We start from the raw sequence: 20,475 nt of genomic DNA, 5'->3' as shown, positions 1-20,475 counted from the left end.
TCATCCTCCTCCTACAAATGAAACAATCTCTAATAAATCGCCTTCTGATAGCAACGCTTTTTCATGATCTTGCTTTTGTAAAATTTTTTTATTTAACTCGACAATAACCACTTTCTCGTGTAAATCTCTTGATTCCAATAGTTGAGAAACCGTCTGAATTGAGGAATCTATATCAACGCTTTTCCCATTAATTATTAAGTTCAATACGTTCCCTCCATTTCTCTTTGTAAGCGAAAAGCCGTAAAAAAGGAATGTTTTGGATGTTCACCCATCATTTGTTCCGCCATAATTTTCCCTGTAATCGCACTTAGTAAAATACCGTTTCGGTAGTGCCCACAAGCTAAGTAAACATTATCTAGCTCAGGGTGCTGTCCTAAATACGGCCACCCATCTACTGTTTGCGGACGAAGTCCTGCCCATGCTTTTTCAAACGATGCATTTGCAAGTGATGGAACGAGAGAAATCGCTTTGCTAATTAGAAATTCAATAGCTTCTGCAGATACGTGCTTCGTGTAATCATGGGCGCGCTTTGTAGCTCCAATCACTACTCTTCCTCCTGCTTTTGGAACAATATAAAATCCTTCATCTAAAAAAATAGTCTTTTGAATGCTTGGCTGATTCGTCGTGAGAGATATACACTCACCTTTAATAGGAAACAGATGCTTTGGATGAATAGCGGCCACCAGCTCTTTTGTCCAAGCACCTGCACTTACCATCACTTGGTCGCTGTAAAAGTTGCCCGCTGATGTCCGAACGCCAACTACCTTTTTGTTATCGTATATAAAGTGATGGACATGACAGTTCTCATAAATTGCCGCTTGATGGTATAAAGCTCCGTGTGCCAAAGCATGAGTTAGCTTAGCTGGCATCAGCTGTCCATCTTTTGGGATGCTAATCGCCCCGTATGTATCAGGGGTTAAGAGCGGTTCAGCTTCACTTGCTGCGTCAGGAGATAACCACCTAACGTCTGAATCCCACCGTCTGTGGCGCTCCGCTTTGTCTTGTAGCACGTTTGCTTCAGCTTCAGTTGTTGCTACTTTTAACAAGCCTTTTTGAATGAGCTCAACATCAATATTTGTTTTTTCTTTTAATTCAGCTACCAGATTCGGAAAAAGTGCTCTACTTCGAATGGCTAGTTCCAAAAGAGGCCCTTCTTCATCAATTTCAGCTTGTGCTCCTAATATTCCAGCAGCTGCTCCCGATGCTTCACAACCAATCTGATTTTTTTCCAAAATGGCTACCTTATACCCCATTTTAGAAAGCTGATACGCAGTTGAAGCTCCAATAACTCCACCACCAATAACGAGCGCATCATAATGTGCCTCCATATGTATCACTCCACTTTCGTAGTTGTTCACCGTATTCCTTTGCCGCTTGTAACGGGTTTTCATCTTTAAATACACCAGCCATGACAGCGACGCCATGTGCCCCTGTACTCAATACCTCTCTTACATTGCAAGGCATAACTCCCCCGATTGCAATTACCGGTATCTGCACTGAATCAACGACTTGTTTCAGCTGTTCAAGTCCCCGAGGTGTTTGACCCAGTTTTGATTGCGATGGATAGATATGACCATAAATGACATAGTCGACGCCTGATTGTTCAGCTTCCTTTGCTTCTTTAACGCTGTGTACAGATTTACCAACAATCAATTGCTGAAAATGTGCTTTTACTCCTTGAGCACTTAGACTGTGATAAGCCAAATGCACACCTTTGACTTGAGCAGCAAAAGCTACATCTACTCGATCGTTAACAATTAGCTTTGAAGCCGGAACTTCTTTTTTCAGGTCTCCAATAAGCACTTCTAACTCTCGTGCCGTTCGCTCTTTTTCTCGAATATGGATAGCTCCTACATATGGTTCAATGTCTCTGATAATTTTCAAAAGCTGTTCAAGAGGCTGTTTCCCTGTTGACACAGCGTGTAACTTGGGTACCATAGCATCCTCACCTTTATTTCGACATAAACGTAAAAAAACCACTCTACAACGTAGAGTGGTTTGGCATGCATTAATTATGTAAACATGGCTCATCCACTTCCCTACGCTGGTACAAACCAGATCAGGTTCAAAGGGTCCGAATTTTTCGTCTCAGCCATAAAGGCTCCCCTAGTGATTTTTTCTAATATTTTCACTTTTCATTTAGAAGTATAACATATTTGTGAGTGATTACAACCTACTGGACCGTTTTTCTCATGTATTGAGCTAATAATCTTCGAGCTCTTTTTCTTTTTCCCTATGCTCTTCCCACAGAAATGAGCTCAGTAAGATGGCAAATGTTAAAATATAAAATCCGTAGAATAACAAAGCAGCTATACTGTTGACCATTAAAAAGATAAAACTAATGACTTGTCCCGCAATTGTTACAATCAATAAAATATATTTCCATACTTCACGTTTTCTCATTAAACTTATCTCCACTTTTCAAATCCTAATTTCAATGCTCTTCTCTCTATTATAACAAGTTTCGAGTATGAGTAAGGAATATCTGATCAAAATAAAACAATTGTCCCAAAAACGATAAGAGAAGAGCGTCACGTTTGTTAAAGTATCATCGGCTATCTACTTATTCCCTTTCCTTTTTACCCTTAAACTAATCATCTTAAATGTGCTAAGCCCCCTCTTCCTTTTTTAGTCTTCACCCTTTTTCTGATGGTCTACAAAGTACATAAACCCATTGAGAAAAGCCATACTATCTATTAGAAGTTTTTTTATTGACTTTTAACTTCTTCTTGTTTAATATCAATTACGCTATCAAGAAATATAATTCCTATCAAATTACTGGGGGTTTAACAAAAAATGAAAAAATCAGTTGCATTTTTATTCCTTTTATTAGCGTTCACAGTTGTCCTAGCAGCTTGTGGCTCAAATGACAAAGAAACAAATAACGCAAGTAAAAGTGATCAAGATTTATACGAAAAAGTAAAAGAGGATGGCGTTCTGACAATTGGAACAGAAGGTACGTATCCTCCATTTACGTTCCATGACGACGCTAATAAGCTAACAGGCTTTGACGTTGAAATTGCACAAGAAGTTGCAAAACGTCTTGGCGTGAAAGCTGAATTTAAAGAAACACAGTGGGATGGAATGTTTGCTGGTCTAGACGCAAAGCGCTTTGACATGATTGCTAACCAAGTTGGAATTCGCCCAGACCGTGAAGAAAAATACGACTTCTCTGACCCATACATTGAGTCTGCAGCGGTGCTGGTTGTTCGTGAAGACAATAATGATGTTAAATCATTTGAAGACATGAAAGGTAAAAAATCAGCACAATCACTCACAAGTAACTATGCTGATTTAGCAAAAAAATATGAAGCTGAGCTAGTGGGTGTTGAAGGATTCACGCAATCAGCAGAACTAATCGTTTCAAAACGTGTAGACGGTACAATTAATGATAAATTATCATTCTTAGACTATAAAAAGCAGCGTCCAAATGCACCTGTAAAAATTGTGGATGAAGCAGAAGATGCATCAGCAAGTGGATTAATGTTTCGCAAAGATAGCGGTAAGTTAGTGGAAGAAGTAAATAAAGCTTTAGCAGATATGCAAGAAGACGGCACATACGCTAAAATTTCTGAGAAATGGTTTGGTGAAGATGTTTCTCCTAAATAGTATCTTTACTGACCCTGAGCGTGCAGAGCGCTTACTCTCTATCGCTCAATCCTCCCTCTATCCAATGATAGAGGGAGCTATTCAATATACCATTCCACTAACGCTTATTTCATTTGTATTAGGCCTTATTTTAGCTATTCTTACAGCGCTTGGTCGCTTATCTTCTATAAAAATATTTACTATAATTGCGCGCGTATACGTGTCACTTATTCGTGGGACACCTTTACTTGTGCAATTATTTATTATTTTCTATGGATTGCCAACGCTAGACATTACAATTGATCCATTTATTGCTGCAATCATTGGCTTTTCATTAAACGTGGGCGCATACGCATCTGAGATTATTCGTGCTGCCATCTTATCCATTCCTAAAGGTCAATGGGAAGCCGGCTATTCAATCGGCATGACATACGCTCAAGCTTTAAAACGTATTATTTTACCTCAAGCCGCGCGCGTATCGATTCCGCCGCTATCAAATTCATTCATTAGCCTTATTAAAGATACGTCGTTAGCATCTCTTATTTTAGTAACCGAAATGTTTCGTCGAGCACAAGAGATTGCGGCCACAAACTATGAATTTTTACTACTTTATACGGAAGCAGCTCTCTTATATTGGATTATGTGTACCATTCTTTCCATTGTTCAAGGACGCATTGAAGCAAAGCTTGACCGTTATGTCTCAAGATAGATAACCGTATTAAAAAAGGAGTTTATTAGCGTGATTAACATTACGAACCTTCATAAATCATTTGATGATTTACACGTATTGCGAGGAATTGATTTAAACATAGAGCAAGGTAAAGTAGTGGTTCTAATTGGTCCTTCAGGTTCCGGAAAAACAACGTTTCTTCGCTGTTTAAACTTACTGGAACTTCCTACTAATGGTAAAATCATCATCGATAACCAAGAAGTCAGCTTTGAGAAAAATTTACCGAAGCAAAAGATAACGTCTTTTCGCAGCTTAACGGGAATGGTTTTTCAAAGCTACAATTTGTTTCCTCACAAAACAGCGCTTGAAAATGTCATGGAAGGACCTGTTATTGTAAAAGGTGTTCCAAAACAAAAGGCAAAAGAGCGCGCTGTTTCCCTACTACAAAAAGTTGGTCTAGGAGACAAAGTGAACTTTTATCCATTTCAATTATCAGGAGGACAACAGCAGCGTGTGGGTATCGCGCGTGCAATGGCTATGGATCCTAAAGTCATGCTATTTGATGAGCCTACATCTGCTTTAGACCCTGAGCTTGTAGGTGATGTGCTAAAAGCTATGAAAGATTTAGCAAAAGAAGGTATGACCATGGTCGTGGTTACACATGAAATGCGCTTTGCTCGCGAAGTGGCAGATGAAGTAATCTTTATGGACCAAGGCGTTATTATGGAGCGTGGAACACCAGAAGAGATCTTCCAAAAACCTAAAGAAGAGCGAACTCGTCGCTTTTTAAATATGATTCAGTAAAAGGCTGCTTAACCGCAGTCTTTTTCATTATCTGCATTACATTATACTTTTGACTTTTTGTCTTTTATAATAAACATAAGATTTATGATATGAAAGGAGACAAGAGGACATGCAAAATTTTAAAGCTCTTGTATTAACAAAAGAAGAAGAACAGGTTCATTCTCATATCAAAACGCTCACACTTGATGATTTACCACAAGGTGATGTCCTCATTAAAGTTCACTATTCAGGTATCAATTATAAGGATAGCCTAGCTAGCATTCCCAATGGAAATATCGTCAAAGCGTATCCATTTGTACCAGGAATTGATTTAGCAGGTACGGTTGTTACTTCGGATAACCCTCGCTTTAAAAGCGGTGATGAAGTGATTGCAACCAGCTATGAAATTGGAGTGTCTCATTACGGTGGCTATAGTGAATACGCTCGTATTCCTGCCGACTGGATTGTCCCTCTTCCCGATGGATTAACCTTAAAAGAAGCTATGATAATTGGAACAGCTGGTTTTACGGCTGCTTTATCTGTAAAGAAGCTAATTGATTCGGGCTTGAAACCACAAGATGGTCCTGTCCTAGTCACTGGCGCTACAGGTGGTGTGGGAAGCTTTGCGGTTTCTATTTTATCAACGCTGGGCTATGAGGTTGCTGCGAGCTCTGGAAAATCTTCTAGTGCCACCTATTTAACCAATCTTGGGGCTACCACTCTTTTAACTAGAGAAGATGTTTACAACGGAAAGATCAAAGCACTCGCCAAAGGAAAGTGGGCTGCTGCAGTCGATAGCGTAGGCGGTGAAACGCTCGCAAGCGTGCTATCACAACTTCAATACGGTGGGTCTGTTGCAGCTAGTGGCTTAACGGCTGGAACAGCTGTCCCAACTACAGTTTTCCCATTCATTTTACGTGGTGTGAACTTACTCGGTATTGATTCTGTCTATTGCCCAATGTCCCTTCGAAACGAGACATGGAGGCTGCTAGCAACAACTTTTAAGCCCTATCAGCTTGAAGACTTCATTCAAGAAGAAATCTCTCTTAATGATGTACCGAACCATCTTCCAACACTGCTTGAAGGAAAGGCTCAAGGTCGTATCCTCATTAAACTGTAAATACGCTAAAAGGAGAAGCGAATGCTTCTCCTTTCATTATAAGTGCTTTCGATGCACCGTTTTCCCGTCGTACGTAAATGCAATTGGCTTTTCTTCCATTACGGTTTCTAGATGCACTGGTCTCCCCCACAATTGATACAAGTATGGCACAACTTTTTCTAGATATTTAACATCCAGTTCAATTCCTTCATACCAATGTTTTAAGTATAACTCTCCATTTTTTAAGTAATCACCATTCGTGACTGTAATATATGGAAAACCACCATTTACGCGCATGTTAACAAGCTGATCTCGCACTTCTGTCCAGTCTTTATCCACAATTTTATAATCTTTCCCCTGTTTTTGAAATAAGTACATATCCTCTCTCATGACAAGGTCTTTTGTTAGGTAGTTTCGAATGAATGAAATATCAGATTCAACTTCCCTGACTTCAAACATTTTCTCTCGCCCTGAGCCTTTTTGAATGCCACGTCGTTGCATTTCAGCAGTAGGATTATCATAACGTTCTTCAATATCCTCAAAGATCTTCAAGCCTAAATAATAAGGGTTGATGCTTGTTCTGGACGGTTGGACAACACCTGCATTTAGCTTTGCAAACTCAATGGCCTCATCGCTTGTTAAGTCCATCTCACGAATGATTCGCTGATGCCAATAGGATGCCCAGCCTTCGTTCATAATTTTTGTTTCAAGCTGTGGCCAAAAATACAGCATCTCTTCTCTCATCATCGTTAAAATATCGCGCTGCCATTCTTCTAAATATGGGCTGTATTGTTCGATAAACAAAAGAATATCCTTCTCAGGTTGAGGTGGAAATTTCTTAAACATTTCTACTTGACGGCTCTTCTTTTTCCCACGTGAATCCAGGTTCCATAAATCATCGTATGGTGATGACACCTCTTCCTGTTCTTCTTCTACATCATCCATGCTCCATGACAGCTTTGCTCTCATTAAGGATGGGTCAATATGCTCTTGAACCGATAGAATGGCATCTAAGAACTTCTCCACTTCTCGCTTTCCATATTGTACTTCATATTCTTTAATACGATCTGCAGTTGCAGCCATGCTTTCAACCATATCTCGCTTCGAGTTTGCAAAACGGCTGTTGTTTTTAAAGAAATCACAATGAGCTAAAACGTGGGCTACAATAAGCTTGTTTTGAATCAGTGCATTTGAGTTAAGTAAGAATGCATAGCAAGGATCTGAGTTAATAACCAGTTCATAAATTTTGCTTAAACCAAGGTCATAGTGGAGCTTCATTTTATAAAACTGCTTTCCAAAGCTCCAGTGAGAAAATCTTGTAGGCATGCCATATGCACCGAATGTATAAATAATATCAGCTGGACAAATTTCATATCTCATTGGATAAAAATCTAAACCAAAACCTGTTGCAATTTCAGTAATTTCGTCAATCGCTCGATGTAGTTGTTTATAGTCCGCTTCCTTCACTACAACTCCCCCTTTATATCCCTTAATTCAATCTATGTCCTAATGACACAAATCATGTGTTTTGAATCAGGTTCTTTATAAGAAATTAGGAAGGTAGTGTTTTACTTTTAGAAAAAATAATCGATTCTAATTTCATTTTGGCCCCCTAACCTTTATTTATACATTGGTCTTTTGACCAACATTTACAGGGGAACAAATTTCGTAAATGTCATACACTAATTTCAACTCCTCAAAAGGAGGACTGTTAATGGACACAATTGATTATGACCGTGCTTTATATTACACGAATCGATCACAATGGGATAACTTGTTAATTTTAATGGTTCGCACTCAAGATGATTTTCTTTCAAAGAAAATCGAACATTTTTTACACGCCTACAACTTTGAACGAAACTATCGAGTAATTCAAGAAGAACTGTATTCGTTATTGCGTTATATTGACCATGCTTCAGAGCTTTCAGAGCACAACCTGAATGATTTTGTGGCAGTGGATCCCTTAACGTAACATTACCTATAGATAAAAGAAGAGGCTTTCCTCTTCTTTCTTTTTTTGTGAACCTGTATAAAAAATAAGTTGACATAAATAATCATTTACACGTACAATTTGAGTATCATTGACTATCTTACATATGAAGGAGAAGATTACTTTGAGTGGAAAACTTCGTTTTCGTACACTTGATTTAACATTAGCAGGGATGTTCGCAGCTCTCATGGCTATTGGTGCAAATATTACATCTTGGGCACCATTCTTACAGGTAGCTGGCGTTCCACTGTCTATGCAGCCATTTTTCGTAATACTAGCAGGGATTTTATTAGGAAGTCGCTTAGGGGCTATTTCCATGATTGTATACTTCCTTGTGGGGCTTGCAGGAGCACCTGTATTTGCTCAGTTTAAATCAGGAGCTAGTGTTTTATTTGGCAGTACGGGCGGCTTTTTATTATCATATATCGTTGCTGCCTATGTGGTGGGGAAAATTATTGAATGGAAAGGGAAACCTCACCTTTCAGTATTTATAAGCGCTTCGCTTGCAGGTATTGCCATTATCTATATCATTGGAACAACGTATATGTACATGGCCGTTAACTATTGGTTAGAAGCTCCAGCAATGAGCTACGCAACAGCTTGGAAAGTTATGCTTTGGTTTGGTGTAAAAGACATTATCTTTACGATTATAGCGGCGTTAATTGCGCCTCGAATTTATAAAGCTTTAACAGCTTCTCCTTATTACAAAGGAATTCATTCAAATAAAGCTGTATAGAAAAGGCTGAGCAAATAAGCTCAGCCTTTTTTTAAGCGTTCACGCGATTAATAACTTCTTCTACTTGATTCATAACGGCTTTTTGAACCTCAGCTAACTGGTTAGCGCTCGCTTGCTCATCCTTGGTTACGACACCAAAATAAAACTTAACTTTTGGTTCTGTACCAGATGGACGTAAGCAGAACCATGAACCATCTTCTAGTACATATTTAAGTACGTTTGATTTTGGAAGCTCAATATCTTCTACTTTTCCACTTTCAACAAACTGACGAGTTCCTAGCGTATAGTCTTCAAGAACAGATACTTTAAGACCTGCAATCTCTTTTGGTGGCTCATTTCTAAACGTCGCAAGAATATGTTGAATTTGTTCAGATCCTTCTTTTCCTTTTAACGTTAATGACTTTAATCCTTCTTGATAGAAACCGTATGTTTCAAAAATTTGATGAAGTGCTTCGTAAAGCGTCATACCTTGCTTTTTGTAATACGCGCATACTTCAACTGCTAACACAGCAGCTTGCACCGCATCTTTATCACGTGCAAAGCTACCAATTAAATAACCATAGCTTTCTTCATAACCAAATTGGAATTCGTATTCCCCTGTTTGCTCGTATTGCTTGATTTTTTCTCCAATAAACTTGAACCCTGTTAACGTGTCGACAACATGTAAGCCAAACGAACGAGCAATCTCAGCTCCTATTTCTGATGTTACGATTGTTTTTAATACAACACCGTTTTCAGGAAGCACACCTTGTTCTTTTTTCTGAGAAAGCAAGTAGTGAAGTAAAATTGCTCCCGTTTGGTTTCCTGTCAGCAATGCATATTCACCGCTTGAATCCTTCACAGCAATTCCTAATCGATCGGCATCTGGATCTGTAGCAATCAATAAATCTGCATCGATTTCTTTTCCTTTGTTCACAGCATATTCAAACGCTGCTTTCTCTTCAGGATTCGGTGATTTTACTGTTGAGAAATTAGGATCTGGTAACTCTTGTTCTGCAATAACAGTTACGTTCGTATAACCGATTGTTTCTAACGCTTTTCGAACCGGTTTATTAGCCGTACCGTGAAGTGGTGTAAAGACCACTTTTAATTCTGGACCTATCTCTTGTGCTAAGCTAGGATTTAATAAGATGGTTTTGAGCTTCTCATTATACGCTTCATCTATGGAAGCACCAACCATTTCAATCAAACCAGCTGACTTCAACTCTCGCTCTTCTTTTACTGACAGCTCAAGTTCGTTTTCAACAGCATTTACGTATCCTACAAGCTCATCTGCTTCTTTTGGAGGCAGCTGACCACCATCTGGACCATATACTTTATAACCGTTGTACTCAGGGGGATTATGACTCGCTGTAATAACAATCCCACCAAAAGCACCTAATTGACGAACTGCAAAAGATAGCTCCGGCGTTGGGCGAAGCTCATCAAATACGTATGTTTTAATCCCTTCAGTTGCAAGCGTTTTAGCAGCTTCCATCGCAAATTCTGGCGATTTATGTCTTGAATCGTAAGCGATAACAACTCCTTGCGTTTTCGCTTCTTCACCTGCAGCAGCAATGTAGTCTGCAAATCCTTTTGATGCTTTACGAATTGTATACAGGTTCATACGGTTAGTACCTGGACCAATTTCGCCACGCATTCCACCTGTACCAAACTCTAAGTTTTTATAGAAACAATCTTCCAGCTGTTTCTCATCCGCTTTAATGTTTGCTAACGCTTCCTTTAACTCTTCATCTAAATGTACATTTTCAATCCAAGATGTGTATACTTGCTTCCAGTTCATGAAAAAAGCCTCCTCATCAATACCTTTATGTATGAAAAGAGAAAAACGACAAATGTCGCCTTTCCCTTTAAAATGACATGTCATACCTTGTCAATATTGTAACGCAATATGATAAAAATTCGATGAAAGAATCGAATTTCCTGCTATTACTTCTTACGCAATTGACAATTTTTGAAATACAGTACTATTGTATCATGAAATATCAGCGATTTGGCTACCTTTTTCATCAACTGGCACAACTGCATCATGTAAATGTTTGTTAAGCTCTTGGCTATACTCAGACGTTTGCTGAGGCGTCCAGCTTAGCTCTTGTGCCATGTATTTAATAACGGCTTCTTTCCACTCACGAACCCAAGCAATATCAAAGAATAACGCGCCTGTACGACGGATGAATAAATCGATTGGCTTTGTCACCATCTCTTCTTCTATTCCATACTGTACTTGTAAAAATACGCTTGTCGGTAAGTTACTTGCCTTCATTTTATCCTTGTAGTCTGTCATGTAGCGATATAATACATCAATGTTAGAACCATAACGCTTAACAAGCTTTGTAGCTGCTTCAGGTGACAACCCCAGCTCTACGCCAACTTTCACTTTTTCCTCGACAAATTTCGGGAAGTTTTTAGAACCACCCACATCTCCTCCAGAAATTGGTAAATATTTTGTTTGACTTGGCTTAAACGTAGCTCCTTCTGCTTTTAACTGCTCTGCAACTGTGTTTACCACAAGCTCTGCCATTTTGCGATACCCAGTTAACTTACCTCCAGCAATCGTAATTAGACCTGAATGTGATGTCCACACTTCATCTTTACGTGAAATCTCAGATGGATCTTTTCCTTCTTCATGAATTAATGGTCGCACACCAGCCCAGCTTGATTCAACGTCATCAACAGTAATGTTTACTGTTGGGAACATATAATTGATTGCTTCAATTACGTATTCACGATCTTTCACAGTCATTTGTGGATGTCTTGCATCTTCTTTATAAACTGTATCCGTTGTTCCAACGTACGTTTTACCATCACGCGGGATAGCAAACACCATACGCCCATCTGGTGTATCAAAGTAAATAGCTTGTTGCAGTGGAAAACGCTTTTGATCAATTACTAAGTGAATGCCTTTTGTTAACTGTAACTGCTTTCCTTTTTTTGAATTGTCTTTTTCACGTAGAGAATCAACCCAAGGACCAGCTGCGTTAACAATTTTTTTCGCATGAATTTTGTACGATTTTTTCGTGATTTGATCAACAACAACTGCGCCAATAACCGTTCCGTTGTCGTAAATAAATTCCTCTACTTTTGTGTAGTTCACTAAATCTGCACCGCGACTTGCTGCTTCTTTCGCTACTTCAATTGTTAGTCGTGCGTCATCTGTCTTGTATTCAACATAATAGCCGCCACCTTTTAAGTCCTGTGACTTTACAAGAGGCTCACGCTTTAATGTTTCTTCAGCACTGAACATTTTACGGCGCTCAGAGCGTTTAACACCTGCTAGATAATCATATACGCGTAGTCCTACAGATGTTGAGTACTTTCCGAACGTACCTCCTGTATGAAACGGTAGTAGCATCCACTCTGGTGTTGTTACGTGCGGACCATTCTCATACACAATTGCACGCTCTTTCCCAACTTCCGCAACCATTTTAACTTCAAACTGTTTTAAATAACGCAGACCACCGTGCACGAGCTTTGTCGAACGACTTGATGTTCCAGATGCAAAGTCTTGCATCTCAACTAATGCTGTTTTCATTCCGCGATTTGCTGCATCTAAAGCAATTCCTGATCCTGTAATACCTCCACCAATAACAAGTAAATCATATTTTTGAGTTGTCATTTCTTCTAATTTATTTACACGCGTTTTGCTTGAAAACATTTGTCATTCCCCTTTTCTTTTTTCATTTTTTTACAGTTATCTAAAAAAAGAGACCACAAATCGCATATGTATAACATATGGATTCGTGGTCTCTCCGATTCTCCAACCAAATTATTAACTTGTCTTTAGTATAGCATAACCATGATTCATTTTAAAGGTTTTTCCTCTATCTCAGTAGGAATTTTTCAATTTTAAAACGCAAAATAACAATATTTACATTTACTTTTATTTAAACGCCATTGCTGCGTTAACTGCTTTTTTCCAACCTGCATATAAGTCCTCACGACGGCTTTCTTCCATATCAGGTTCAAACGACTTTTCCATATTCCACTGCTGCGCAATCTCTTCGCGATCTTTCCAGTAGCCTACAGCCAGACCTGCAAGATAAGCTGCTCCTAACGCCGTTGTTTCATTAATTTCAGGACGCTCAACCGGAACGTTTAACAAGTCGCTTTGGAACTGCATTAAGAAGTTGTTTTTAACTGCTCCACCGTCTACACGAAGGGTTTTTAATGTAATGCCTGAATCAGCTTCCATTGCGCTTAGCACGTCTTTTGTTTGATATGCTAATGCTTCTAGCGTAGCTCGAATAAAATGCTCTTTTTTTGTACCTCGCGTTAAGCCAAACATGGCACCGCGAACATCACTATCCCAATACGGTGTGCCCAGACCTACAAAAGCAGGAACCATGTATACACCATCTGTTGAATCTACGCGATTAGCATATTTTTCTGTTTCTTTTGCATCCTTAAACATGCGCAGCCCATCGCGAAGCCACTGAATGGCAGAACCAGCTACAAAGATACTTCCTTCTAGTGCATACTCAACTTTTCCATCTACGCCCCAAGCTAGCGTTGTTAAAAGCCCATGATCAGACTTAACGGCTTTTTCACCCGTGTTCATTAACATGAAACACCCAGTTCCATACGTGTTCTTCGCCATTCCTTTTTCATAGCATGCTTGTCCAAATAAAGCTGCTTGCTGGTCCCCTGCTGCTCCTGCAATTGGAATGTGGTGACCAAAGAAATGGTAATCAACCGTATGCCCATACACTTCTGATGATGGCTTGACCTCAGGTAACATTGATTTTGGCACTGATAAGATATCCAATAGCTCATCATCCCATTGTAAATCGTAAATATTAAACATTAGTGTACGAGACGCATTCGAGTAATCGGTTACATGAGCTTTTCCTCCAGATAACTTCCAAATCAGCCATGTATCAATTGTACCGAACAAAAGCTCACCGTTTTCAGCTTTCTCGCGTGCACCTTCAACATTATCTAAAATCCATTTTACTTTTGTACCTGAGAAGTACGCATCAATTAACAAACCTGTTTTTGAACGAAACGTATCGTTGTATCCTTTTTCTTTCAGCTCTTCACAAATGCCTGCTGTTTGACGAGATTGCCATACAATTGCATTATAAACCGGCTTACCTGTTGCTTTTTCCCACACAACTGCTGTTTCACGCTGATTTGTAATTCCAATTGCTTCAATTTGTTTAGGCGTTACCCCTGATTCTGATAAGCAAGAAGCGATAACTGATAAAATAGAGCCCCAAATCTCGTTAGCATTATGCTCTACCCAACCTGGATTAGGAAAGTATTGAGTAAACTCTTTTTGAGCAACGTGAACAATTTCTCCTTTTTTATTAAATAACATTGCACGAGAGCTTGTTGTTCCCTGGTCCAATGATAAAATGTATTTTTCCATATTTTATTTCCCCTTTTCGTATCATTTCTTTTATTTTACTCTGGCTCTGATTAAAACGCATTCATTTATTTAATAGCGCTTTTCTTTACCATTCCTGGTGCATTTTTTTTCTTTTGATAAACCATATATTCCTGCAAATACTATTACTACAATTGTTAATACAATCCATAATGCACTGCCTGTTTGGTTTTTAAATGCTGCAAGGTAAAATACTGCTCCTAACGATCCACCTATTACAGGTCCTAACACAGGTACCCAAGCGTAACCCCAGTTTGATGATCCTTTTCCCGCAATCGGTAAAATTGCATGTGCAATACGGGGACCTAAGTCACGTGCAGGGTTAATAGCATAACCAGTTGTACCACCGAGTGATAAACCAATACTTATAATAAGAAAACCTACAATTAATGGGTTTAATCCTTCTGTAAACTCGTTTGCTCCAATTGTTAATAAGCCAACCACTAGAATAAATGTGCCAATTGTTTCACTTAATAAGTTTGAAAATGGATTTGGGATAGCTGGCCCTGTTGCAAAAATACCTAATTTTGTTCCTTGGTCAGCTGTTTCTCTCCAATGCGGTAGATAGTGTAAATATGTTAATGTTGCTCCTAAAATTGCACCAATCATTTGTGCTAGTATATAAAGTGGTACTTCCTTCCACGAAAAATCTCCGACAATGGCTAATCCGATTGTTACAGCTGGATTTAAGTGAGCACCACTAATGTTACCAACTGCGTATACAGCCATTGCAACAGCTAGTCCCCAACCAAACGTAATAACAATCCAACCTGAATTTGCTGCATATGATTTTTTTAAATTAACGCCGGCACAAACTCCAGCACCTAATATAATTAAAATCATCGTGCCAATTACTTCACCTAAAAATGGACTCATATAAAAACCCTCCTTTGGTCTAATAAGAAACCGTTTACAACGATAAGAGAATAAAAAAATCCACCATACTTCCCTCTAAATTCATGTATATAAATTTAAAGAGCTATATCGTGGATCTCCTATTCTCCGTCACATGTATTAACTTGTTTACAAGTTTACTAGCCATTGAAAGCGTTGTCAATACATTTCCGACAAAAAATTCAAACTTCATAACTCTTTATTTAAATGTATTCCACAATTGTTTATTCGAAGTAGTGACTGCAGCTGCACCTGCAGCGATTGCATTCTTTACTTCTTCTTCCGTTCGAATAAGACCACCTGCGAGAACTGGTATCCCGGTTTCTTCCGCTACCTCTTTAAGAAGTGATGGAATAATCCCTGGTAGCAGCTCAATAAAATCTGGCTCGACCTTTTTAATGAGCTCATAGCTTTTCTTAAGGGCTGTACTATCTAGCAAAAAGACGCGCTGAATGGCATAAATACCTCGCTGTTTCGCTTTTAAGATCACGTTGGTACGAGTGGATATAATGCCAGCTGGCTTCAATTCTTGACATAGAAAGTCGACTGCATATTCATCTTGCTTTAGGCCATGTATTAAATCGAGATGAATAATCATTTTTTTTTGATGACGATGAACTTCTTTCATAATGCCTCGCAGTAATCCCACTTGGTTATCTAACAAAACGCCATACTCATATTCACTTGCTAAAAAACGTTCCAACTGCTTCATATCACGTACAGCAGGCAAAACGGATTGTCCATGAAAACTCATGTTTTCCCCTCACTCTGTTTATTTATTTCTTTATATTATGACAAAAGATGAGCAAAAAAAAACACCATGCATTTGCATGGTGTAAAATAATTTACTTTTTATATTTAATATTATAGACGTCATGTCTACGATCTTTTAACTGACGAACTGTTCCTGACTGGCGCTGTCTGCGTAAAATCTCAAGATCAACGTCCCCAATCACAACCATCTCAATATTTGGATTACATTCCCCTACAATACCATCTCTTGCAAACTCAAAATCGGAAGGGGCAAAGATAGCTGATTGCGCGTATTGAATATCCATATTTTCCGTTTCTGGTAAATTCCCTACTGTTCCTGCAATTACGGTGTAGATTTGGTTTTCCACAGCGCGTGCCTGAGAACAATAGCGAACACGTAAGTAACCTTGACGGTCTTCCGTACAGAAAGGTGTAAAGATAATGTTAGCTCCTTTATCCGTTGCGATACGTGCCAGTTCAAGGAACTCAATATCGTAGCAAATTTGGATCGCGATTTTCCCGCAATCTGTATCAAATACTTCGACATCATTTCCTGGACTAATGCCCCACCATTTGCGTTCATTTGGCGTAATATGAACTTTATACTGTTTCTCAATTGTTCCATCTCTGCGGAATAAATACGCAATATTAAAGATATCACCGTCATCTTCTTCAACAAAGTGTGAACCGCCAATAATGTTTACGTTGTATTTTACAGCTAACCCTGTAAAAAGCTCAATATATTCTTCCGTGTACTCTGTAAGGCGCTGAATTGCTTTACTTGGAATTTGCTCATCTAAAAATGACATAAGCTGCGTTGTGAATATTTCTGGGAATACGCAAAAATCTGCTTTTGCATCATACGCAACGTCTGTATAGTACTCCACTTGAGTAGCAAATTCTTCAAACGAATTGATTTGCTTCATCATATACTGCACAACGCAAATACGCACTGGGAATGATGTTTTAAAATGACGCTTTGAACGTCGTACATAGTCTACGTTATTCCATTCCATGAGCGTTGCGTATTTATTAGAAGCTAAATCATCTGGCAGGTAGCCAGGATTGATGCGCATCAAAGTAAAACCGTTCATTAATTGAAACGATAAAACAGGGTCATAGATTTTATGATGAATTACCTGTTCTACATATTCACGAGGGGACATTTCTCCTGAATGCTTATGGTAGTTAGGAATGCGCCCCCCAATAATAATACTCTTTAAGTTCAGTTCACGTGCTAAATCTTGGCGCGCTTCATATAGTCGTCGTCCAATTTTCATGCCTCGATAATTTGGATGAACCATCACTTCAATCCCATATAGGTTATAGCCTTCTGGATTATGATTTGTAATATACCCTTCGTCTGTAATATCATCCCATGTATGCTGGTCATCATACTCATCAAAGTTGACGATCAAGCTTGAACATGAACCAATAATTTCACCGTCAAACTCTGCGCAAATTTGACCTTCTGGAAAAATTTCTAGGTGGCTTTCTAACTGTTCACGCTTCCACGGCTCCATCCCCGGGAATGATAGTTTTTGAAGTGCTAAAATTGCATCTATATCAGAGTGTTTAATGTTTCGGATAATCATTTTTTTCTCAAACTTTGACAAATCTATTGTTGACATATTTAACAACCCTCTTTCGCACATAACTGAGAATTTAGTTTCCCTTTTTTTCATTATATTAAACAAAATTAAAAATTCTAACTATTCAACATCCTAAAAAGGAACATCCAGCGGATGCTCCTATTTTAATGATAATATTCAGTTTGAGATGAGGTCTGTGAATAGGATACAAGTAAATTTTCTCGTTCAAATAGTTCAATAGATAAAGGAAAGATAAACCCGAATTTACTGAGTATTCTAACATTTTTACTGAATCGATCACGATCACTCTTTTCAATTGGACGATGTTGAATCGATTCAACTAAAGCAATAACCGTTTGTAAACTACTAATGACTTGCAATGCTTCATCAAGTAATCCATTATATAATGGGTTAGACTCATCATGATGACCAAGTAAATAATGATTATGAATATGCTGTAGCCGTTCATCTGATACATATTGAGGTAATAAATCGTATAGAAGTTGTTCCGTTAATTCTTCTATGTAATGTTCCATCTCAGCTGGAGCTGCACATGCAATTTTCAACGTTGCCCCTCCTTTTATAAAACAAGTTTATATACGTAGGATAACATAAATAAAAACAAAGAAGGTAAGGTAGTTATTTCCTCCTAAAAAAAGGAACTTCCGCACTTGTTGAAATCTACCATAATTCATGAAAGAAAAGGATGAGATAAGCGTGAATGTACAGAGTGAATGGGTAACAATTCCCATTACTAAGCAAGACAATCAGTTAACAATTGAAGAATATTTAAAAGAAAAGTGGCATCTTCCTAAAAAAACGCTGCATTTATTTCGAATGAATAAAAGCATCAAAATAAACGGGGAAACGCTATCGTGGAATTACGTGCTACAAGAAGGAGATAAAGCCGACCTTCATCTTTACAGTCCAGAAGAGCATACGATTAAGCCGTATCCTCTGCAGCTTGAGATTTTGTATGAAGACCCTCATGTGTTAATTATAAATAAACCGCAGGGCCTGGATACGCACCCTTCATCTCCTGAGGATACTAAGACGCTGTTAAATGCCGCTGCTTATTATTTTTCTAAGCAAGGTTTATATACAAAACCCCGACACGTTCATAGGCTTGACCGCGATACGTCAGGAGCTATTCTATTTACAAAACACAGTATTGCTAGTTCTGTATTCGACCAACTGCTTGCGCAGAGAAAAATTAAGCGATCATACGTTGCTCTTGCACATGGACTATTTGCTAGAAAACAAGGAACAATTTCAGAACCAATTGGGAAAGACCGTCATCACTCTACAAGGCGAAGAGTCTCAAAATCCGGGCAAGCTGCAGTTACTCATTTTCAAGTGTTGACACAAAATAAGTCAAAAAACGAAACGCTCGTCTCACTTATGCTTGAAAGTGGACGCACGCATCAAATTCGCGTGCATTTAAGTTTTATTGGCCATCCTTTAATCGGTGACACCTTGTATGGTGGACGCAAACAAAGTGGTCAACAGCAAGCTTTACATGCCTTTAAACTAGCCTTTTGGCACCCGTTTACAGATGAACATATTTGCATAACAGCAAAAACGAATCAAGCTCCGTTAATTCCCTACAACCAGTATTTTTAAAGATAAAACAGCTTTGTTCTACACGCTTAGTGTTGAACAAAGCTGTTTTTATTTGCCCTGAACAAAATTTCCTCTTAACATTTCGTTACTCTTTCTGTATAATACATTCTTAGAAAACATTTGTACTTCACAGGAGGACATCATGAAAAAAATTGGGCTTTTACCACGGATTATTCTAGCCATTTTTGCCGGTGTTGTAATCGGAAGCTTTATGCCGGGATGGTTTGTTCGTATATTCGCTACGTTTAATGAAATATTTGGAAACTTTTTAGAATTTGCAATTCCTCTCATTATTCTTGCATTCATTGCTCCAGGAATCGGAGAGATTGGAAAGGGAGCAGGAAAGTATCTCGGATTAACAACTGCTCTAGCCTATGGATCCACAGCAATAGCTGGATTATTGGCTTATCTTGTTGCCCATAATTTATATCCGGTTATGTTGAATAACTCCATTCAATCCTCTGCGTTTGAAAACCCTGAGAAAGCATTATTAAAACCTTTCTTAGAGCTTGAAATTCCGGCTCCAATGGAAGTGATGACAGCACTTGTTTTAGCTTTTACTCTGGGGCTAGGCATGGCCGCTATTAAAAATGATTCATTAAAAAAAGTAATGATTGATTTCCGTTCGGTTGTGGAACTACTCATCGGTAAAGTCATTATTCCTTTATTGCCCATTCACATTCTGGGGATTTTCGCTAACATGACACAAGGTGGGCAAGTGCAAACAATTGTGAGCGTTTTTGCAAAGGTATTTTTGATGATTTTAATTCTGCATTTTGCTATTTTACTTATTCAATACAGTGTATCTGGCACGTTGATTAAGAAAAACCCGCTTGCTTTATTAAAAAATATGATGCCAGCTTATTTTACAGCACTTGGTACGCAGTCATCCGCTTCAACAATTCCCGTTACAATGGAACGTGTGAAAAAGAACGGAGTAAGCGATAAAGTAGCTGATTTTTCAATTCCATTACTAGCAACGATTCACTTGTCAGGAAGCACTATTACCATTGTTTCATGTGCAATGGCGGTACTGTACATCAATGGTACAGAAGTGGCGTTTGGGACAGTCTTACCTTTCATTTTAATGTTAGGTGTTACAATGATTGCTGCACCGGGTGTACCAGGTGGTGGCGTTATGGCTTCTTTAGGTTTACTGCAAACAATGCTAGGTTTTGATGCGACGATGGCTTCTCTCATGATTGCACTATACATGGCTCAAGACAGCTTCGGAACAGCGTGTAACGTAACTGGAGACGGAGCGATTTCACAATTAGTTGATCGCTTTACTTCTAAGAAACCCAAAGCTGAATCCATTCAAAAAGCTAGCTGAATTTGACACTAAAAAGCACAGCCTG

Annotated in this window: 20 protein-coding genes and 1 riboswitch; of the genes, 8 read left to right on the top strand and 12 right to left on the bottom strand. The window is 38.7% G+C overall.

Annotated features, from left to right (window positions below):
* The 4 genes from thiS to MKZ18_RS03110 form a co-directional block, all read right to left on the bottom strand.
* On the bottom strand, positions 1-204 hold the full coding sequence (gene thiS, locus MKZ18_RS03125; protein WP_025907817.1) for a sulfur carrier protein ThiS: 204 nt from the start codon (positions 202-204) through the stop codon (positions 1-3).
* Positions 201-1,328, bottom strand: coding sequence for a glycine oxidase ThiO (gene thiO / locus MKZ18_RS03120; protein ID WP_025907818.1), 1,128 nt, complete (start codon positions 1,326-1,328; stop codon positions 201-203). Before thiO ends, thiS begins: the two co-directional genes overlap by 4 nt.
* Positions 1,312-1,938: a thiazole tautomerase TenI gene (gene tenI, locus MKZ18_RS03115; RefSeq protein WP_025907819.1), complete on the bottom strand. Its 627-nt coding sequence runs from the start codon at positions 1,936-1,938 to the stop codon at positions 1,312-1,314. The genes thiO and tenI overlap by 17 nt, the downstream gene beginning before the upstream one ends.
* An 81-nt stretch (positions 1,939-2,019) precedes the next feature.
* Positions 2,020-2,118: riboswitch (TPP riboswitch) on the bottom strand.
* 84 nt (positions 2,119-2,202) lie between these two features.
* Positions 2,203-2,403 carry a hypothetical protein gene (locus MKZ18_RS03110; protein WP_035319942.1) on the bottom strand — a complete coding sequence of 67 codons (201 nt, stop codon included), beginning with the start codon at positions 2,401-2,403 and terminating at the stop codon, positions 2,203-2,205.
* A 393-nt stretch (positions 2,404-2,796) separates the two neighbouring features.
* Here MKZ18_RS03110 and MKZ18_RS03105 point away from each other — a divergent pair, with 393 nt between their 5' ends.
* The 4 genes from MKZ18_RS03105 to MKZ18_RS03090 all read left to right on the top strand — a co-directional run bounded on the left by MKZ18_RS03105 (position 2,797) and on the right by MKZ18_RS03090 (position 6,161).
* The gene (locus MKZ18_RS03105) at positions 2,797-3,609 is read left to right on the top strand and encodes an amino acid ABC transporter substrate-binding protein (RefSeq protein WP_061784697.1); all 813 of its coding nucleotides are present in this window, start codon (positions 2,797-2,799) and stop codon (positions 3,607-3,609) included.
* Positions 3,593-4,297 (top strand): amino acid ABC transporter permease, encoded by a 705-nt coding sequence (locus tag MKZ18_RS03100; protein WP_061784698.1) that lies wholly within the window; start codon positions 3,593-3,595, stop codon positions 4,295-4,297. Before MKZ18_RS03105 ends, MKZ18_RS03100 begins: the two co-directional genes overlap by 17 nt.
* A gap of 30 nt (positions 4,298-4,327) precedes the next feature.
* Positions 4,328-5,062: an amino acid ABC transporter ATP-binding protein gene (locus tag MKZ18_RS03095; protein ID WP_025907822.1), complete on the top strand. Its 735-nt coding sequence runs from the start codon at positions 4,328-4,330 to the stop codon at positions 5,060-5,062.
* A gap of 109 nt (positions 5,063-5,171) precedes the next feature.
* Positions 5,172-6,161, top strand: a complete 990-nt coding sequence (locus tag MKZ18_RS03090; protein ID WP_061784699.1) for an acrylyl-CoA reductase family protein — start codon at positions 5,172-5,174, stop codon at positions 6,159-6,161.
* 36 nt (positions 6,162-6,197) lie between these two features.
* Here MKZ18_RS03090 and MKZ18_RS03085 read toward each other — a convergent pair whose 3' ends face one another.
* Positions 6,198-7,607, bottom strand: coding sequence for a SpoVR family protein (locus MKZ18_RS03085; protein ID WP_025907824.1), 1,410 nt, complete (start codon positions 7,605-7,607; stop codon positions 6,198-6,200).
* A gap of 247 nt (positions 7,608-7,854) precedes the next feature.
* Here MKZ18_RS03085 and MKZ18_RS03080 point away from each other — a divergent pair, with 247 nt between their 5' ends.
* The gene (locus MKZ18_RS03080; RefSeq protein WP_061784700.1) at positions 7,855-8,112 is read left to right on the top strand and encodes a YhdB family protein; all 258 of its coding nucleotides are present in this window, start codon (positions 7,855-7,857) and stop codon (positions 8,110-8,112) included.
* Positions 8,113-8,302: 190 nt separating this feature from the next.
* Positions 8,303-8,866, top strand: a complete 564-nt coding sequence (locus MKZ18_RS03075) for a biotin transporter BioY (protein WP_224840310.1) — start codon at positions 8,303-8,305, stop codon at positions 8,864-8,866.
* A 31-nt stretch (positions 8,867-8,897) separates the two neighbouring features.
* On the opposite strand, the gene MKZ18_RS03070 is transcribed toward MKZ18_RS03075, so the two are convergent.
* The 7 genes from MKZ18_RS03070 to MKZ18_RS03040 all read right to left on the bottom strand — a co-directional run bounded on the left by MKZ18_RS03070 (position 8,898) and on the right by MKZ18_RS03040 (position 18,060).
* Positions 8,898-10,649 carry a phospho-sugar mutase gene (locus MKZ18_RS03070; protein ID WP_061784701.1) on the bottom strand — a complete coding sequence of 584 codons (1,752 nt, stop codon included), beginning with the start codon at positions 10,647-10,649 and terminating at the stop codon, positions 8,898-8,900.
* 192 nt (positions 10,650-10,841) lie between these two features.
* Positions 10,842-12,521 (bottom strand): glycerol-3-phosphate dehydrogenase/oxidase, encoded by a 1,680-nt coding sequence (locus MKZ18_RS03065; protein ID WP_061784702.1) that lies wholly within the window; start codon positions 12,519-12,521, stop codon positions 10,842-10,844.
* A gap of 225 nt (positions 12,522-12,746) precedes the next feature.
* Positions 12,747-14,237 carry a glycerol kinase GlpK gene (gene glpK, locus MKZ18_RS03060; protein ID WP_025907829.1) on the bottom strand — a complete coding sequence of 497 codons (1,491 nt, stop codon included), beginning with the start codon at positions 14,235-14,237 and terminating at the stop codon, positions 12,747-12,749.
* A gap of 69 nt (positions 14,238-14,306) precedes the next feature.
* Complete coding sequence (locus tag MKZ18_RS03055; protein WP_341344491.1) at positions 14,307-15,131, bottom strand: MIP/aquaporin family protein; 825 nt, start codon at positions 15,129-15,131, stop codon at positions 14,307-14,309.
* A 217-nt stretch (positions 15,132-15,348) separates the two neighbouring features.
* Positions 15,349-15,903: a glycerol-3-phosphate responsive antiterminator gene (locus tag MKZ18_RS03050; protein WP_025907831.1), complete on the bottom strand. Its 555-nt coding sequence runs from the start codon at positions 15,901-15,903 to the stop codon at positions 15,349-15,351.
* A gap of 91 nt (positions 15,904-15,994) precedes the next feature.
* Entirely contained in the window at positions 15,995-17,533 is a 1,539-nt protein-coding gene (locus tag MKZ18_RS03045) for a GNAT family N-acetyltransferase (RefSeq protein WP_341344490.1), read from the bottom strand.
* A 125-nt stretch (positions 17,534-17,658) separates the two neighbouring features.
* Positions 17,659-18,060, bottom strand: a complete 402-nt coding sequence (locus MKZ18_RS03040) for a DUF5365 family protein (protein WP_025908490.1) — start codon at positions 18,058-18,060, stop codon at positions 17,659-17,661.
* Between the two features lie 151 nt (positions 18,061-18,211).
* On the opposite strand from MKZ18_RS03040, the gene MKZ18_RS03035 reads away from it, so the two are divergent.
* Together MKZ18_RS03035 and MKZ18_RS03030 are read left to right on the top strand one after the other, a co-directional pair.
* A complete protein-coding gene (locus tag MKZ18_RS03035; protein ID WP_035320212.1) occupies positions 18,212-19,117 on the top strand; it encodes an RluA family pseudouridine synthase in 906 nt (301 codons plus the stop codon).
* A gap of 142 nt (positions 19,118-19,259) precedes the next feature.
* Complete coding sequence (locus MKZ18_RS03030; RefSeq protein ID WP_061784703.1) at positions 19,260-20,450, top strand: dicarboxylate/amino acid:cation symporter; 1,191 nt, start codon at positions 19,260-19,262, stop codon at positions 20,448-20,450.
* The last annotated feature ends 25 nt before the right edge of the window (positions 20,451-20,475 follow it).

Origin of the sequence: Priestia sp. FSL W8-0001 (assembly GCF_038050335.1) — a bacterium.
Taxonomy (GTDB): Bacteria; Bacillota; Bacilli; order Bacillales; family Bacillaceae_H; genus Priestia; species Priestia flexa.
The sequence above is the reverse complement of the archived record's forward strand: the minus strand, read 5'-3'. Positions and strand labels throughout refer to the sequence as shown.

Coding starts and splice junctions, on each gene's coding strand:
- MKZ18_RS03065 (WP_061784702.1), bottom strand. CDS start 12,521: ATGTTTTCAAGCAAAACGCGTGTAAATAAATTAGAAGAAATGACAACT.
- glpK (WP_025907829.1), bottom strand. CDS start 14,237: ATGGAAAAATACATTTTATCATTGGACCAGGGAACAACAAGCTCTCGT.
- MKZ18_RS03100 (WP_061784698.1), top strand. CDS start 3,593: ATGTTTCTCCTAAATAGTATCTTTACTGACCCTGAGCGTGCAGAGCGC.
- MKZ18_RS03050 (WP_025907831.1), bottom strand. CDS start 15,903: ATGAGTTTTCATGGACAATCCGTTTTGCCTGCTGTACGTGATATGAAG.
- MKZ18_RS03080 (WP_061784700.1), top strand. CDS start 7,855: ATGGACACAATTGATTATGACCGTGCTTTATATTACACGAATCGATCA.
- MKZ18_RS03090 (WP_061784699.1), top strand. CDS start 5,172: ATGCAAAATTTTAAAGCTCTTGTATTAACAAAAGAAGAAGAACAGGTT.
- MKZ18_RS03030 (WP_061784703.1), top strand. CDS start 19,260: ATGAAAAAAATTGGGCTTTTACCACGGATTATTCTAGCCATTTTTGCC.
- tenI (WP_025907819.1), bottom strand. CDS start 1,938: ATGGTACCCAAGTTACACGCTGTGTCAACAGGGAAACAGCCTCTTGAA.
- MKZ18_RS03105 (WP_061784697.1), top strand. CDS start 2,797: ATGAAAAAATCAGTTGCATTTTTATTCCTTTTATTAGCGTTCACAGTT.
- MKZ18_RS03045 (WP_341344490.1), bottom strand. CDS start 17,533: ATGTCAACAATAGATTTGTCAAAGTTTGAGAAAAAAATGATTATCCGA.
- MKZ18_RS03070 (WP_061784701.1), bottom strand. CDS start 10,649: ATGAACTGGAAGCAAGTATACACATCTTGGATTGAAAATGTACATTTA.
- MKZ18_RS03055 (WP_341344491.1), bottom strand. CDS start 15,131: ATGAGTCCATTTTTAGGTGAAGTAATTGGCACGATGATTTTAATTATA.
- thiO (WP_025907818.1), bottom strand. CDS start 1,328: ATGGAGGCACATTATGATGCGCTCGTTATTGGTGGTGGAGTTATTGGA.
- MKZ18_RS03075 (WP_224840310.1), top strand. CDS start 8,303: ATGTTCGCAGCTCTCATGGCTATTGGTGCAAATATTACATCTTGGGCA.
- MKZ18_RS03110 (WP_035319942.1), bottom strand. CDS start 2,403: ATGAGAAAACGTGAAGTATGGAAATATATTTTATTGATTGTAACAATT.